This window comes from Termitidicoccus mucosus (assembly GCF_038725785.1).
Lineage (GTDB): Bacteria > Verrucomicrobiota > Verrucomicrobiia > Opitutales > Opitutaceae > Termitidicoccus > Termitidicoccus mucosus.
Genome location: NZ_CP109796.1, coordinates 2682256 through 2698365, shown reverse-complemented (window position 1 = coordinate 2698365; position 16110 = coordinate 2682256). Strand labels below are relative to the sequence as shown.

The window sequence follows — 16110 nt, the reverse complement described above, 5'->3', positions numbered from 1 at the left end:
CTTAACGTGAAACCCAAGGAAATCTCAAGCGCCACATCAGTCCGCGATCTCGCCCGCGTGCTCGGTCTTTCGCACACGACTGTCGCGCAAGGCTTGCGCAACAAACTGAGCGTAAAAGCCGAAACCCGCAAACGCATCCACGCAGCGGCGAAGGCCGCGGGCTACCAGCATAATCCGCTTACCGGAGCAGTCATGGCCGGAATGCGCCGCAAACGAGGAACCGCGTTTCAGGGTGTGGTTGCTCTCGTTGACCTTGATGGTTCGAAAAACCGTCCGTTCGGTCCGGCTTGCTATATCAGTGAAATCGTAAAAGGCGCCAGCGAACGTGCCGCACAACTCGGCTTCAAAATAAAAACTTTCGACATGACTCGCCGCCATAGTGGCGCCGCCACTCAGGAACAACTCGCTTCCATGTTTCATGAAGGCGGCATATCCGGCGTTTTCCTGCTGCCGGTGAAAAACCACAACACTATAAACAACTTCGACTGGTCGCGTTATGCATGCCTCTACGCAGACTTTAGTATTGGCGAGAACGCGTTTCATAGTATCTGCCCGAATCATTACAATGCGATGAACATGGTGCTCCACCGCCTGCACGCGCTCGGTTACCGGCGGCCCGGTCTCGTGCTCAATCAATATGGCGAGGAGCGACTGCTCCATCGCTGGGGTGACGCCTATTGGATGTTCAAAAGCGGTTACGATTACAATAACCCGGAAGTTCCCACGCTTATCGTTCCCGTGATTGATCGCACAGCGTTTTCGACGTGGTTTACAAAACACAATCCCGATGTTGTGCTGTGCATTGATGCCAGGGTCATGGATTGGATGTGCGAGTGCGGTGCAAAAATTGCGACGACACACGGATACTTTTGCCTGAATACAACGCAAAATCCCGGCATTGCCTGTGCGAGCATCGACCAGCAGCCCTGGCTGCTCGGCGCGCGCGGCATTGAACAGGTTATCGGACAAATCTACCGCAACGAATATGGTATTTCGGAACATCCATCGACCACGCTTATCCCGGCGCAATGGATTGATGGTCCGACTGTGCGCGCATCCGAGCTTTTATCGCGGCGCTGGCATGGCCCCGCCAGCCAAGCCAAACACCGTCACAGCTCCAATATCGGCTTGGTTCAGGCGGAGTAATGGCTGGGGCGGAAAGTATATAATATATCATTAACATCATTGCCCAAAGACGGTCATGCCTCGCAAAGAAACAAAAATGAAAACAAGTGTGTTGCTGGGTTGCTTGCTGGCCCTCGTTGGCACCATGCCCGCTGCGGCTTTGGAACCGGAATCATTCATGCATCCGCCGTCATCGGCCAAGCCCACTATTTGGTGGTTTTGGGGCGAGTCCGTCACCACGGAGCATGGCATCACACAGGATCTCGAAGCGATGAAACGCGTCGGTTTCGGTGGTGTGGTTATCTACGAGCAGGTCTTCAGCGATGCGCCCGATGCCTACAAGAGCCTTTCGCCCGAGTTTATGACGCGAGTCCGGTTTGCTGCGTCCGAGTGTGCGCGGCTTGGCATGTCCTTGGAATTAAATGTAGGGCCCGGCTTTGTTGCCGGAGGGCCGTGGATCACGCCGGAGCTTGGTTTGCAGCGGCTGGTTTCCAGCGAAATTGTGATTGATGGCGGGCGCACGTTTTCCGGAAAGTTGCCACAACCGCCGACGATGCATGGCTTCTATCGGGATGTCGCGGTGCTGGCCTATCCATCACCGGCTGGAAATGAAACCGCCCAGCCGCCCGTCCTTACCTGCAAACCGGCCGGGCTTGATTTGGCCACGATGTTCGCTCGCGACGGCAAGAAAGTCCGCATTCCACCTTTGCCAAAAGGCCAGCCGACATTGATTCAAATCGACTACGGCAGGCCGTTTACGGCACGCAGCATTGTGTTTGCGCAACGGCCGAACACCAAGGGCCTCATCATGGCCACGCAGCTTCCCGGAAATTGGAGCGATGACAATTACGGGCAGGGCGTGCATCCGCATCCATCCCTCGGCCAGTTGGAGGCGAGCGATGACGGGATTCACTGGGAGTTCGTCTGCACACTGCCACAGCGCGGACTCCAACTCGACGGACGCCAACGGCAAACCTTGGCTTTTCCGGCAAAGACGGCGCGATTCTTTCGCTTGAACCTTCATGATTGGGGGCCCAACAAGCTCTACAAGGATGACGATTTGCACATCGGCAGCGTCGAGCTATTGGGCGAAGCACGCATTGATCAATGGGAGGTGAAATCGGCAAACTACATCGACTTCGCAGATCCTGATCGCACCCCAGATTACGCCGTGCACGAGGTGATTGATCCGGCGAAAATCGTTGATTTGACCAACCGGCTCAACCCTGACGGGACGCTGGTTTGGGACGCGCCACCCGGCCGGTGGACGATCCTGCGCTTTGGCCACACCGCGACGGGAGCATCGACCAAGCACAGCCGCCCCGAGAGCAAGGGACTGGAATGTGACAAGATGAGCGCGAAAGCGGCGCAGGTGCAGTTCGACAATTATGTCGGGAAAATTTTGAATGAAGTACGAAGTGTTCCAGGCGCGCGACTGGCGGGAATCCACATTGATAGCGCCGAGACCGGTTCACAAAACTGGACGGCTGATTTTCCCGCACAGTTTCAGGCGAGGCGCGGTTATGATTTGCGGCGCCTTTTGCCGAGCATGGCGGGACGCGTGGTGGGCAGCCGCGAGCAATCGGACCGGTTTCTTACCGACGTGCGGCGCACATGCGCCGACATGATTGCCGATCTCTACTACGGGAATTCAACGACTCTGCCACGCCAACGGCATGACGGTGATGGCGCAAGCCCCCGGCATCGCTACCTGCCTCCCGGTCGATAACATTCAGTCCAAGGGGCGCACCGATATTCCGATGTCCGAATTTTGGCTGAGCCAGCGCGACGGAACGCTCGACCTCAAGGAAGCATCGTCCGCCGCTCACCTCTACGGTCTTCCGCTCGCGGCGGCCGAGGCGTTCACAGGCAGTCCCGCCGACGTTACGCTGACAAGAATAAAACCCCTCGCGGACAACGCGCTGGCATTGGGAATCAACTATTTTGTCGTGCTCGCCTACGTGCATCAGCCCTGGGACGATCGAAAGCCCGGAGTTACGGAGGATAGTTATTATCTCCCGTATCAACGGCACAACACATGGTGGGAATATAGCGGCGGTTTTTGGAACATGCTCGCCCGGTCCTCGCACATGATGCGTCAGGGACAGCCGGTGATTGATCTGCTCTATCATTTGGGAAATGATGTCCCTCTGAAAATTTTCCCGGCGCGGATGCGGCCCGCTCCACCGGACGGTTATGATTACGACGTATGCGGAGACGAGCCCCTGCTCATGGCCGGTGTGAAAGATGGTCGCGTGGTGATGCCGGGCGGAATGAGCTACAGCGTGTTGGTTCTTGCGGGCGGTGATCGCATGACGCTCGCCGCCGCCCGCCATTTGAAAACACTGGTGACGCAGGGGGCGGTCGTTCTCGCAACAAATAAACCCGTCGGATCGCGCAGCCTCGCCGATGGTGCTGCCGGCGACGCGGAGGTTCGAAAAATTGCCGATGAATTGTGGGGGACGGGCCGGATGGGAACGTCAGGCGAGCATGCGACCGGCAAGGGGCGCGTGGTCTGGGGGCGCACGCCGGCTGAAATTCTGAATGGACTGGGGGTGCCGAAAGATTTTGAAGCGGTATCCACCGATCAAAAAATCATATTCGCGCACCGTCGCACCGACGTCGAAGACATTTATTTTGTGGCAAACCGTGGCGTAAAACCCGCGACATTTGCCGGGCAATTCCGGGTGCACGGACGGGTTCCGCAGGCATGGAATCCCGAAACGGGGGAGATCACCGCACTGCCCGGATTCTGTGCGAAACAGAACCGCATCGAAGTGCCGCTTCAGTTGGAAGCCAATGCCTCGCTCTTTGTCGTGTTTCGCGACGAACCGGCTCAAAGAAAACGCCTCCCGGTCTTGTCGGGAAATTCCCGTCTTGAAAAACTTTCAGGCCCGTGGCAGGTTGGATTCCAGCCGGGCACCGGCGCACCAGAGCAGTTGGCATTTCCTGCGTTGATTTCTTGGACGGCGCATTCCGATTCCGGTGTCCGCAACTACTCCGGCGCGGCGACGTATGCGAAGGAGTTTGACCTGTCGGCGATGCCGGACGGGAATGTGATGCTTGATCTGGGTCGCGTGGAAACGGTGGCCTCGGTGACGTTGAACGGAGTTGATTTGGGCGCGCTGTGGAAGGCACCTTACGCGGTGGATGTGACCAAGGTGCTTCGCCTCGGGAAAAACCGGCTTGAGGTAAAGATCATCAACACCTGGGCAAATCGACTGATAGCGGACTCGGGATTGCCGGAATCGCAGCGCGTGTCATGGGCGACCTTTAACCCCTACAAACCCAGTGACCGACTCCGCCAGTCGGGTCTGCTCGGCCCAGTCCAGTTACGCGCGACCCGTAACGCGAATGAAAATTTAAAGCCATCGAAATAATATAATCGCCCACGCCACCATGAATACTATCAGACAACTCCTCATACTGAGTGTCATCGCAGCCGCCGTATCTTCAGCAACCGCGTATGCGGCTCCTGAAAAAGAATCTCCGTCAAACAAGAAGCCCGCTTCGACCGCAACCGCCGTTGCGACGGACAGTAGCCTCAAGGCCGAGCGCGATGGCGAAACGGTCAAACTCACCTGGACATTGCCCAAGGGCGAATGGCGGGCCGTCAACATCACCCGCAATACAAGCGCCAACCCGAGAAACCGCGTCGGTGTGAAATCCGTGAAATTAGAGGTAACGAGTTACACGGACAAGGTTCCCGATGCGAATGCGCACTACTGGTATTGGCTCAAACTCACCGCCAAGGATGGTCAGATAACGAATATCGGTCCGGTTCAGGCGAAGTGACAAATTGAGCGAAATTATCCCTGTCAAAGCCTTGGTTTGGATAAAATGAATAAGGCGTTTCCCACGAGACACTAAATCCCCATGCGGGATGCCAGGTATTCCGCATGCTCCATCCATCCTATGCCGCTTGTCTTATCATATGACATGGAAATTCCTATCCCGTAGCCGAATATTACAATGGACTGGGAGTAAATACAGGAAATTAAAAAATAAGAATGCCGCAGCCCATCGATTCCACATGCCGCAATCCACCTTACCCCGCCGGAGATTGTCTTGTTCGCATCAACGACGAATCCGTTGACATCGGCTATGCCGTGCATCCCGCACACTATTGGGAGGAACATATCCACGACCGCCATCAATTTATTTTGATGCTGGATGCCTGCTCCGATGCAGAGATTACATGGCGCATGGCCGACGGCTCGCAATGCAAGCGGCGGGTTTCGGGCCAGCAGGTGTGCTTTATCGAGAAAAATCTGCCCCATTCCCTCCGATGGTATGCTCCCGCCCCGCTCGTCTGTTTGTATATCAGCGAGGCTTTTATGGCGCAGATATCGCCAAACGACGGCTGGAAGGATGTCGCCATTCATCATTGGGGCGAGCTTCTTGCCTGCGATTTGCTGACCTTGGGCCTTGTGCTGCTCATGGCCGAGCTTTGCCGCCAGCATGACCGGCTGCATCCGTTGCACCTGCGGGTGGCCGGCATCTTTTTGGGCGCGCAGCTCATCCGAATACGCTCACGCGCGAAGGCGCGGGTGCAAAAATCAGCGGAATTGCAGAATATGCAACTGAAGCTCGTCCATGACTGGATAAACGAGCATATTTCAGAGCGCTTCGAAATATGGGAACTGGCCCGTGTCGCCGGCATCAGCAGGAGCCATTTCGGTCGCAAATTCAAGGCGTCAACCGGCTATGCCCCGCAGCGATACATCCTCATACAGCGTGTTCATCGTGCGCTGGAGCTTTTGCAACGCGGAGGCATGCGCATGTCGGAGATAGCCACCCAGGCAGGCTTTGCCGACCAAAGCCACCTGTCGCGCAACCTTCGCGCCTTCTACGGACGTTTGCTTTCCAAGAAAAAACATCAGTGAACCTGTTTATAGCTTTGGCCTGCCGGGGCGAGTATCCCTGACGATGCCGTGTCTTTTACAGAAACGGCGCAGGTCTTTCGCATCGACGGTGATTTTTTGCGTGTCCAGATGTTTTATAAAATCCCGCGTGCGATAGCGCGGCCTGGGATGGTTGAGCATGTAATGCAGCACGGAAAGTTTCCACCAACTGGCATGGCCGTAGTGCGAGCGGGTGATGGAGCCGCGCGGATGCCCGTGGAAAAACTCCATGGCCTTGGTGAGATGGCGAATGAGCGGCCCCGATGGGGCATCGCCGGCAAACACTGCCTGCAAAAACATTCCGCCCATCACCAAAAGTGAGGTGTTCGGAGGCGCGCCAGCGGGAGCCTGCCGCCATGCGCGGGCCAGCAGGAACGAGGCGAGCGCGACATCGCCCTCGCCGCCCGATTGGCAGCGACGGATGAGTCCGGCGATCTGGCCGCGCGTGAGCCCGCCGTAGGGCGCGGCGGAAGCCGGCGCGCGAGCGCGAGCGAGCCCGGCAGCGTCGGTTTCGAGTGCGGTGTTGGCATGGGCCAGCCATGCGAGCAAATTGCGCCCTTGGCTGGCGTGCCCCGGCGGGCGTTCCTTGTCGCGCAGATAACGCGCAAGGCGCGCGCGTGTGCGCGGTTCAAGGAACACCGTGGCGAGCCAGTAGCGCAAGCCGGGCGATTCGCGCAGCAGTTGCATAAAGAGCGCGACGCAAGCCGAATCGTTGGAATCCGCCGACAGCGACAGGATGGCGTCGGCAAACGCGGAGCCGGAGGACATGGTGGGGACGGGATAATTACGAATTACAAATGACGAATTTCCAAGCCGCGCCTTTGCGCCACTGGTTTCAATTCGTAATTTGTAATTCGTAATTCGTAATTTATCATACTCCGATGCCTTGGGAGGGGGGCGGCTGTCCTTGTCCCTGCCGCATGGTCTGGCGCATGGCCTCGTCCTTGGCGACGCGCACGAAGGCGCGCTGGCGGTTCTCGGCGGGGACGTTTTTGATGCGCTCCTCGACCTTGGCCTTGACCTCGGGGTTTTCGTTCACCCATTGGATGATTTCCTGGTCACGCTGCTGGGTGTATTCGTTGCGCTGCATTTTCGAGAGCATGTGCTTACGGATAAGCTGCTCCTTGGTCATTTCGTTGTAATACTCGTAGAGCTTGGGATTGTCCGCGATGAACTGGGTGACCTTGGCGTCAATCTCCGGGTTGGTGCGGACGGTCTCGTCCTGCTTCGCTTTTCGTGCTGCGATGGCTTGTTTGAGTGACATGATGGTTTTATTGTTGTTGTCCCAGCCATTGGTGAAACAAGGCGGCTGGTCGCCAGAGGCGGTTGACCTTGTGCGGGCGGGATTCGCCCAAAATAAAACATTTTTCGGGACGATGGCGCCCGGGTTTATAAATCGAGAAGCGTCTGGCTGTAATGGCCGTTGTCGTCGGGAATGAGGTCGCTGCCGGAAATATTCAATACGGACTCCTCGAAGGCGCGGGTGATTTCCCAGGGGGGCGCGCCGGCCAGCCAGAGGCGCATGAGGTCGGCGGCGGGCGGCGACTTGCCATAAATCTTGCGAAGGTGGGCCTCGGCCTGCTCGAAGTTTTTTCGATGGTGCGGGCTGATGGCGAGCGGCGCGGCAGGCTGGTCGCCGGGAGGGGCGGGAGGCGGGGCGGATGGAGTCGCGGCATCGGGATTTGCCAGCGGGAGATCGGGCGGTGGTTGTGTCGTATTCATTTATGGTGTTGTTGCGGGTGGGTTGGATTTGGCGGCGTTGCCAAGGACCTCGCGGGTGCGGGCAAGCTCGCGGTTGAGGCGGGCGACCTCGGCGACAAGGGTTTCGTTCTGCTCGGTGAGCGCGGCCATGAGGCGGGTCTGCGCGTTCATGCGCTGCTCGATGTCGGCGTTGGAAGGGGACGGCTTTTCGGCGGGGTCGGACACGGCGATGACGGGGCCGAGCGGAACGGTGGTCGGCGCGTGGGGCGAGAGATTCCACGAGGCGGCGGTTTCCTTGCGATAAACAAGGTGCGCCTCGTGAAGCATGTTCGGGTCGCGCGGATCGACGTATCGGTTTACAGGATACGCCTTGAGCGTGTCGCCAAAGCGGACTTTTTCGATGTTCGCGAGGTCAAGTTCGGTGCCGGAGACCGGCACGGCCACTGTGACTTGAGGTTGCACAGGCGGGGCGGGAGGCTTTTTGCGAAACATCGAGCAGCCGCTGAGAAGCGCGGCGGCGATGGCGAGCGCCGGCAGGAGTTTTGGGAGTTGTCGTTTTTTCATGGTGGTCATGGTGAAAAAATAATCAGCGCCGCTCCTGCGCCGGTGCGTCCGTGGGATTTTCGGCGTCGGTTTTTTGCCAGAGTTTGACGGAGCCGTTGCCGCGCGCGGCCTTCGCCTTGTCGAGGGTTTGGGTGACATAAATATAAAACTGTTTGCCCGCCGGGACGCGGACATAAAAACCGTCCTCCTCGATGCGCTTGGCGATTTGCGCGGCGTAGGTGTTGAGCACGTCGGCGGTACCGGCGAGGGAGGCATTTTTCGCGGTGGCCTGCGGGATGGCGATGCCCGCGCCGGCAAGCGCACCGTTGTCCTGCATGTCCTGCAAACCGCTCGCCATGCCCGCGAGGAACGTTGAGGCGAAGAGTTTTATTTCCTGAAAATCGTCGGTTTTTATAATCTGCCCGGCAAGCCCGGCGGAACCGCCGCGAAGGCCAAATTCGCCCGTGGTATCATCACGCTCACGGTCAAGGGCGATGCCGTTGAGGGCGAGTTCCATGCCGTTGTCGGTGGTGCGGTCGCGCCAGACGACAATCCACTGGCCGGAGGCGGCGATGCGCTCGCGGGCGCGGTCGGTGGCGGCGCGCCCGTGGACTTCCGCGCCTGCGGGAATGATGAGGCGCCCGTCGTGCCAGACATCCTCGGTGACGAGGCCGATGACAGGTGTGTCGAGCCGGGAGGATTCGAGCGTGATGACGGTTTCGCACGGAATGAGGCGTCCGTAAGGAGCGTAGTTGCGTGAGGGCGCGGGGGTATCCGCGCCGGCGGTGGCATTTGTATTTTTATCGAGAAGACTGATGGGCAAAATGGCTGGGGACTTGGGGCGGGCGGGCGCGGTGTCGCTGTTCTGACGGGCGGCGCGCGGGCGCGAAACGGCCTCTTCTCCCGACTCGGCGCGCTCGGGGGCCGGTGCTGCCGGTCGCGACGGCGCGGGGATTTTGAGTTCCTGACCGTCGCGGGTGATGGTGTGGCGCTCCATCGGGGCGGACAAAGCGGTGGCGGCGGTTATCGGGCGCTCGTTGTTGCCGCCGCCGTGGATGAGCAACGCGCCAATGGCAACGCACGTCAGCAGCGCGGCCATGCTGCCAAACGGGGTTTTTATGAATTTGATAATGCGTTTCACGACGGAAGACGTGGCGATGGCGGACTTATCTCGGCGCGATGAGATGCGCGTCGCGGGTGACGCGAGGCACGATGACGTTGAAGGAGTTTTTTATGCTGAGATTGGCGCGTCCGCCGTCCGGCGTGCCGGTGATGGCGAAGTAGGCCGTCGTCTCGGCGTGCGGCGGAATCAGGCCGGAGGCATCGGCGATGGACGCGGTGTAGAGGCGGTTGCCGATGCGCACGGCGAGGCTTTGAGGCTGGTAAACGACCTCGTTGTCGCCGGTGTTTTCGAGCTTTAGCTTGAAGACAAGCGTGTCCTCGGGATCGAAACGAAAGACTTCCTCCACGGTCGCAGTGAAGTCGCGGTATTGGGTTGTTTCATTCGGCGCGCGGTGCTCGACCTGCCAGACGGCCTCGGGGTATTGCTCGCGCACGAGACGATGACTTTTGGCGCGGTCCAGCAATGCGAGGAGCGTTTCGGGCGTGGCGCGTTTGGCGAGGGCCGCACTGCGTCCGGCGACGCGATCTTCGTAAAATGTCACGGAGCCATAGGGATTCGGTGCGACGGCGAGGCGGATTATATACGTTTTGTTTTGCAGGATGACGTTGAGCGTGGCGCGGGCGTCGGGTTTGAGCGCGCGCACGCTTAAATAATACCGGCCCGGCAGGTGCGACATCAGCACGGGGGCGGGGGCGTCGGGGTTGTTGGAAATATTCGCGCCCTCCAGCGCGGACGGCGCGGAGGGAAACATGAGCGTCGTCGGCGCGTCGGTGCTGATGGGGATTTCATAAACAATGCGCTCGTCAAGCGGCAGTTGCTTGACGACGGGGACGTGCGGTTTGGCGTCGCCGGCAAATCCCGGGGTAACCAGCAATGCGAGGAGCGTGACGCACATGGCGGTCAGTTTTGCAAAAATTCGTAGTTCCATACGGCGAGCGGGTAGCGTTTGTTGGCGAGCATGTCCGGGTTGCGGACAAGCGTGAGGGTGAGCGAAAAGCGCGGGGACTCGGAAAAAGCCTGGCGTTCAAAGATGCCGGTGCGCACAAGCTGGCCTTCAATTTTTATAATGATCTGGTCCTCGCGGGTGCGCAGAATATCCAGCTTAAAAATTTCCGGCTTTTGGTGAATCTGCTTCACCTCGAACTCTTCCCTTGCGGCGAGCAATTCGTTCTGGGCCTTGGTCGCGGCCTCGGTGAGATAGAGCCGGTGCAGCAAATCGGGAAAATCAAAGTTCTTCGGGTTGCGTTGCAGAAGCGCGAGCGCGGCCCATAGTGCCATGGTTTCATGAAGCGTCTTCGCCTCCTCGAAACCCAATAACGGCGAGACAGAAAACGTCCCCGCGCCGTCGAGGATGACAACGCGCTCGCGCGTGCGATACGCGCCGATGATGAGGTAGGGTTGCAGCACGGCGAGCGCGAGCGCGCCACACGCGACCAGCGCCCACATGCGCGCGGCAAAGGCATGGTCGGCAAACAAACGCGCCGGTGAAAAGCCCGACGGCGTTTTCCGTGGCGGCGGAAGCGACGGCGTTGTATCCACGTTTGTGACATGCTGCCTGTCAGTGTCGTCGGTGGTATTCATGATTCATCAAAGTCCTGGAGGCGTTTGCGCGGGCAATGGCGGCGGCGCGGCGCCGGCGTGCGCGGCGGTCGCGCTGGCCGGCGAGGGCGCGGCAAGCAATCCGCCGAGCATGTTGGCGCGATAGAGCACGTCGGTTGCCCTGTGGCCGAGCGCGCCGGGGTTGCCGGCTTCGCCGGTGAACGCATAACCCTGCGCGAAGATTTTCTGGCAAATGACCGGCGTGGAAATTGTCCCGATCAACAACGTCAGCGCTGCGAGGATGCCGCCGATGTTGGTCAGAAACGGGGAATATAATATCATTTCGGCGGACGCGGGATTGGCGCCGACCGCCGCGCGAAAATCCTGCCAGATAGCGATGGTCACAAGGTTCGTGATGGCGAAGCCGACTGGCCATGCGAGCACGGCGAGGGTTTGCTGAAAGAAGCGGATGCCGATCTGCGAGCCACCGGGAATCATGAAGCACGCGAGCGCAAACGGCATGAGCATGTAGAGAATCCAGCGCAGTATATATTGCAGGATAATCATGGGCGCGGAAATCAGCGCGCCGATTTGGATAAACACCCATGAGACGGCGTCGGTCATTGCGTGGTAGATGGATTCGTTGAGCTTGCGCCATGACCATTCCTTATCTGGGTTTTGAGCGGTGCCGGCGCGCAACTCCTCGGATGCGCGGGCGGGGTTGTCGTTGTAGTGCGGGTCAATATAGGAGGCCGCCGCGAGCATGGTGTTTTCCATGAGCGGAAACCACCAGTTCATCGAGGAGACGAGGGCGACGATGGTGATGGCGCGGGCGAGCGGGCGCACCAGTTCGCTGTTGTTGTAGTGATGCCGGCTCATGCGCGCGATGAGCCCCGCGACAAGCATCGCGAAGACGACGAAGCGGAACGCCGTCACCATCGCGGTGATTTTGTTTTCCAGAATGGGCAGCACCAGATTCATGAAGAAATCAGCGGGCGTTTTGGCGCGGATTGATGGAACGCATGAAGGTGGTCACGCGCTGGTTGGCCAAAAAATCGTCCTTCGCGGCAAGCTCGGCGGCGGCGTGTTGTTCCATTTCGTGCCGATTGTCGTTGGCGATTTTTTGCAGAATCACCTCGTCCATCTGGCGGCGGCGCGTGGTCTCGATCTGGGAAAGCTGCCCGTTCAATACGATCAGTTTTGCGGTGAGCTTTTGCACCTGCGCGTCGGTCGCGCCGGAGCGCAATTCGGAAAGCGTGAGGGCGATTTCCTCCAAAAGTTCGCGTTCGCGCGCGCGGGTCTGGTCGGTGACAGTGCGGGTGTTGTCGGCGCGGGCGTCGAGCAGGGCGTGGCGGCGGTAGGTAAGCGGGTCGTATTGGACCGTGCCGCCGTCGAGGTCGGGAACATAGACGGAGCGGTAGGTGCTGCCGTCCGTGCGCGAGAGCGTATCCAGACTCTGCACGACGCGGGCGATGTCGTCGCGGGACAGGCCGTAGTCGCGCAGAAGGTCGCTTTCGGCCAGAATGCCCAGGGACAATATTTTCGCGGCGTCGGCGGGATTGCCGGTCCAGTCGCGGATTTTTCCCTGAATGCCGGCCTGCTCTTTAAGTTGGGTAATCTGTGCCTTGAGCTGCGCGATGCTATCGACCCATTTGGCAATGGTGGCGATGTGCGAAATCTGGTTGTTGGCGAGGTTGGCGGCGTCGATGACGGGCATTCCTGCGAAAGCAAATGCGCCAAAAGCTGTCGAGGCGGTGACAAGGATGGCTATATTTAATTTTTTCATGATAATTTATTCGGTGCGGAGCGTGATGGTTGCGGGATTCAAAATAACGCCGTCCTGGGTGACGGTTTCGGGAAGGCGGACGTTCACGTAACGCGGCTCGGATTGCGTGTCCGTGGCTTCGCCGCGCTGCTGGTTTTGGATAATCCAGTATTGCTGCTTCACGGCCTGGTTCATGGCGCGGTCGTAGCCATGCCTCTCGGCGTCGGCGATGGCGGCGGTGATTTCGTTGTTGGCGATTTTCGAGACGAGATAACCGGCCCCCGCGCCGATGGCCGCGCCTTTGATGCTTTTGCCGGAGGAGTGATAACCGATGGCCCCGCCCGCGCCGGTGAGAACGATGTCGGCGGCGGGCTGGCGGAGGCTGGCGCAGCCGGAAAGGAGCGCTGTGGAAACGGACAATAACAAGGCGATGGTTTTCATGACTGTTTCTTGGGTGCTTGAATATTTCTCACCGTGCCGCAGAGCGGCGGGTCGGTGACGGGCGTGAAAAAGCATATGCTGGAAAATTTCTTTCCCTCGGGCTGCTGCTCGGGCATGGGGTAATTCTGGATGGCGGCGCAGACGGACTCGGGGAGATTGATGTCATGCGCGATGTCCTCGATGTCGGTGCGGTCAAACTGTCGCATGAGGAAAAACTGCTTGCTGTTGCCGATAACGACGGGGCGGATGCGCGAGGACTTGAAGCGGCTGTATTGCTGCACGATGGAGGCCGTCCAGCATGAGAACTTTCTCAACTGCGCGTAGGCTTCCGCCACCACCTTCTCGCCGCCGGGCACGTCGAGGAAGCGCGCCAGTTCCTCGTAGAGGATGCGTTTGCGCAGATGGCGCGGCAGCGATATGATGTGCTGCCTTGAAAACCCGCTGATAAGAAGTCCGGCGGCGGTTTTGAGTTCAACAGCCTGCTCGGGAATATAGCCGAGTTCAAAATGCGCAATCTGTCCGGTAAGGGAAATGTTCGTCACCCCATCGAAGAGTTTTCCGTATTGGCCGTGCGCGCACCACGACGCGAGGAGCGTGGCGAGGTGATCGACGGTTTCCTTCTTGTGCTCGGGAAAGCGCGAGAATTGCATCAATTCGACAAGGCTCGCGTGTTGCGGATAGTCGGTCGGCTCGTAATACGCGTGCGCCGTCGCCATGACCGCGCGCTCGGTCTGCGCGTCCTGCAAAAACGCCGTGATGTCGGCTTCGGGAATGTCATGGATGAATTGTTTTGCCTCCCGGCCCTCGTCGTCGTTGGCCGCGATGCGGTCGCGCAGTTCGGCGTAGGCTTCCATGTCGGTCGTGCCGTGCGGCATTTTGGTCCGCTTCCAGCGGTGCGCGGCGCACGCCATGCGCTGGATTTCCGGCAAGAGGTCGCGGTGCTTTTTCGACCAATCCTCGAAAGCGTCGGAGTAAAGCTGGTTGATATACTGTCCCAACATCGCCTGCCGGATTTGCTGCGTCTCCTCGTCAGCGGCTTCGCCGATCATGCGCGAGACGAGTGCGACGGCAGTAGCGATTTGCAACTGGTTGAGCGGAAGCTTTCGCGTGTCGAGATAATTGATGGTGAGGTCGCCGTCAGGATGTAGAATGATCGGGCGCTCTCCCATCGCCTCGGTGAACTTCCCGTAAGACAATCCCTCTTCTATGATGACCGTGTAATGATAATAGGCGGCGGTCTGCTCCAACAGGTCGCACATGTGGACGGACTTGCCCGCGCCGGTCGCGCCGAGCAGCACGGCATGCTGCGGCGTGGGCGGGTTGCCGATAAACGTGCGAAGTCCGACAAGGTTGCCCTGTTGCGCGCCGTCGTAGATGGCCTCGGCTCCGTCGAGCAGGCCGGTGAACGTCGCGGAAAACGGCAGCAGGTCGGCCAAGTAAGAATCCTCGGCGTAGAGGCTGCGGTGGCGGTAGGGCGAATTTGTCCAGCCGGGCCATGAGGCGAAGAAAAGTTTTTTGGCCGTCGAGGGCAGGGCGCATTCGTTGTATTGCGCGCCGTTGAGGTTGGTAATGGCGTTGCGGATGGCGGCGCACTTGGTGGAAAGGCCGGTCTCGGTTTCATCCCAGACACGAAGGATGTAGGTGACGTTGAACGGGTGTATAAATCCGGATGAAAGCGATTCGACCTTGCGCTCTTTTTTGCCGATGGCGACGAGCAGCGAGTGGCGCTCGGAGTCCTTGTATTCGCCGCGAAGCCGCTCAATGGCCTTTTCTTCCTTATCGACCTCGGTTTTGGTCGGAAGCGGGTCGAGGTTGACAGTGATTTGGTAGTCGAGAAACGGCAGCGTGGTGAGCCGCAATATGATGCCTGGATAGGTGCGGCTGGGCCAGCGTTTGAAGGTGAGGAGGGCGTGGTGGCGTCCATCCATATAAAACCCGGTGCCGATGTTCACACCGTCGCTGCACCAGCAGTTTTCCTGAATGGTTTGCTGCGGATTGAAGCGTTCGGAAAAGTTTATATCAAAACCGTTCGCCAGCGCCGGGCTGAGAAATTTCGAAAAATAGGTGAAGTGCGCGAGGTCGTCCATCGGCGAGACGGTCGTGTCGCCGCCAAAGAGCGCGCGCAGCGAATTTGTAATCTCGTCGAAGCGCGTGCGCAGCTGCGCGAGAAGTTTTGCGTAGTCGTCGGCAAGGCTGCCGCGTGTCGCGGCAAGGGGTGCGTAGCCGGCGAGCGGCGTGGAGATGAACAATATCAACTGCTCGCGGCGAAGTTCGCGCCGGTGCATCTTTTCCCAGTAACGCTCGAAGCGTTCGGTGCGCACGCGGCGGATGTGCGGGTGCATGGCGAGGGTTTCGGTGGCGCGGTGGTATTGGGTCAGTTCCTGCCGGTAGTCGCAGTTGCATGTCCACTGGAATTGCGCGCGCAAGCCGTCGCCAAGCACTGAGAGAAGGGCGCGGATTTTGTCCTGGTAGGCGTTGAGTTGCGCGATGGTACCGCCGCGAAGATCGGGCGGCTGCAATACAAAACCCTTGCTGGCGACGCCCTTTTCGAGCGTGCCGTAAAGGATCAGGTCGCCGGCAAAGTAGCCGTTGGGCGCGGAGCTATTGAGCATTAAAAAAGCCTCCGTTTGTTCGCGGCGGGCGCGCCGCGCGGGTTCTGGTTGTCGGGCGAAAAACAAAACCCCTCGCGGTTGAACACATGGTCGAAAAAATCCTCGGCGTAGCCGTCTGGTTTTCCCCGGCGAAACAGCATGACCCATGCGGAGGGGATCACGAAGATTGGAATCGCAACGCCACCCGCTGCCGCGAGGCTCGCGTGGAACATGCCATAGAGAAGAAGAAAAATGCCGATGGCCGCGACGATGCCGATGACAACATACAAGAAATCGTTGCCCTCGAAGCCGAGCGCGCGGCCCTTGCTGTCGTTCGCGCTGTTCGTGTCGGTGATACGCAGTCCGGTGTCCATGGGG

16 protein-coding genes and 1 pseudogene are annotated in these 16110 nt (G+C 59.2%); 5 read left to right on the top strand and 12 right to left on the bottom strand.

Translation table 11 applies throughout. From position 1 onward, the window contains the following. The first annotated feature begins 6 nt into the window (after window positions 1-6). From OH491_RS09370 to OH491_RS09350, 5 genes and pseudogenes are all read left to right on the top strand, one after another. Window positions 7-1146, top strand: coding sequence for a LacI family DNA-binding transcriptional regulator (locus OH491_RS09370; protein ID WP_068772036.1), 1140 nt, complete (start codon window positions 7-9; stop codon window positions 1144-1146). Window positions 1147-1201: 55 nt separating this feature from the next. Next, window positions 1202-3806: pseudogene (locus tag OH491_RS28155) on the top strand (glycosyl hydrolase); the annotation flags it as partial. Window positions 3807-3812: 6 nt separating this feature from the next. Then, a complete protein-coding gene (locus OH491_RS28150) occupies window positions 3813-4505 on the top strand; it encodes a glycosylhydrolase-like jelly roll fold domain-containing protein (protein ID WP_425429197.1) in 693 nt (230 codons plus the stop codon). A 19-nt stretch (window positions 4506-4524) separates the two neighbouring features. Then, window positions 4525-4920: a hypothetical protein gene (locus OH491_RS09355; protein ID WP_068772038.1), complete on the top strand. Its 396-nt coding sequence runs from the start codon at window positions 4525-4527 to the stop codon at window positions 4918-4920. A gap of 215 nt (window positions 4921-5135) precedes the next feature. Next, window positions 5136-6011, top strand: coding sequence for an AraC family transcriptional regulator (locus OH491_RS09350; protein ID WP_068772039.1), 876 nt, complete (start codon window positions 5136-5138; stop codon window positions 6009-6011). A 6-nt stretch (window positions 6012-6017) separates the two neighbouring features. On the opposite strand, the gene OH491_RS09345 is transcribed toward OH491_RS09350, so the two are convergent. The 12 genes from OH491_RS09345 to OH491_RS09290 all read right to left on the bottom strand — a co-directional run bounded on the left by OH491_RS09345 (window position 6018) and on the right by OH491_RS09290 (window position 16106). Beyond that, window positions 6018-6797 carry a hypothetical protein gene (locus tag OH491_RS09345; protein ID WP_068772040.1) on the bottom strand — a complete coding sequence of 260 codons (780 nt, stop codon included), beginning with the start codon at window positions 6795-6797 and terminating at the stop codon, window positions 6018-6020. Window positions 6798-6900: 103 nt separating this feature from the next. Then, on the bottom strand, window positions 6901-7293 hold the full coding sequence (locus tag OH491_RS09340) for a hypothetical protein (protein ID WP_068772041.1): 393 nt from the start codon (window positions 7291-7293) through the stop codon (window positions 6901-6903). A gap of 125 nt (window positions 7294-7418) precedes the next feature. Continuing rightward, window positions 7419-7751, bottom strand: a complete 333-nt coding sequence (locus OH491_RS09335) for a hypothetical protein (RefSeq protein WP_068772042.1) — start codon at window positions 7749-7751, stop codon at window positions 7419-7421. Beyond that, window positions 7752-8294 (bottom strand): hypothetical protein, encoded by a 543-nt coding sequence (locus tag OH491_RS09330; protein WP_342750987.1) that lies wholly within the window; start codon window positions 8292-8294, stop codon window positions 7752-7754. Between the two features lie 22 nt (window positions 8295-8316). Continuing rightward, on the bottom strand, window positions 8317-9414 hold the full coding sequence (locus tag OH491_RS09325; RefSeq protein WP_068772044.1) for a TrbI/VirB10 family protein: 1098 nt from the start codon (window positions 9412-9414) through the stop codon (window positions 8317-8319). Window positions 9415-9439: 25 nt separating this feature from the next. After that, window positions 9440-10324, bottom strand: coding sequence for a hypothetical protein (locus OH491_RS09320; protein WP_145929002.1), 885 nt, complete (start codon window positions 10322-10324; stop codon window positions 9440-9442). Further along, window positions 10297-10977, bottom strand: a complete 681-nt coding sequence (locus OH491_RS09315; RefSeq protein WP_068772046.1) for a hypothetical protein — start codon at window positions 10975-10977, stop codon at window positions 10297-10299. The genes OH491_RS09320 and OH491_RS09315 overlap by 28 nt, the downstream gene beginning before the upstream one ends. 6 nt (window positions 10978-10983) lie before the next feature. Continuing rightward, window positions 10984-11916, bottom strand: coding sequence for a hypothetical protein (locus OH491_RS09310; protein ID WP_068772047.1), 933 nt, complete (start codon window positions 11914-11916; stop codon window positions 10984-10986). A 7-nt stretch (window positions 11917-11923) separates the two neighbouring features. Continuing rightward, window positions 11924-12721 (bottom strand): hypothetical protein, encoded by a 798-nt coding sequence (locus OH491_RS09305; protein WP_068772048.1) that lies wholly within the window; start codon window positions 12719-12721, stop codon window positions 11924-11926. Between the two features lie 6 nt (window positions 12722-12727). Continuing rightward, a complete protein-coding gene (locus tag OH491_RS09300; RefSeq protein ID WP_068772049.1) occupies window positions 12728-13141 on the bottom strand; it encodes a hypothetical protein in 414 nt (137 codons plus the stop codon). Next, on the bottom strand, window positions 13138-15753 hold the full coding sequence (locus OH491_RS09295) for a VirB4 family type IV secretion system protein (RefSeq protein ID WP_068772050.1): 2616 nt from the start codon (window positions 15751-15753) through the stop codon (window positions 13138-13140). The genes OH491_RS09300 and OH491_RS09295 overlap by 4 nt, the downstream gene beginning before the upstream one ends. Beyond that, window positions 15753-16106, bottom strand: a complete 354-nt coding sequence (locus OH491_RS09290) for a PrgI family protein (protein ID WP_068772051.1) — start codon at window positions 16104-16106, stop codon at window positions 15753-15755. Before OH491_RS09290 ends, OH491_RS09295 begins: the two co-directional genes overlap by 1 nt. Window positions 16107-16110 lie beyond the last annotated feature (4 nt).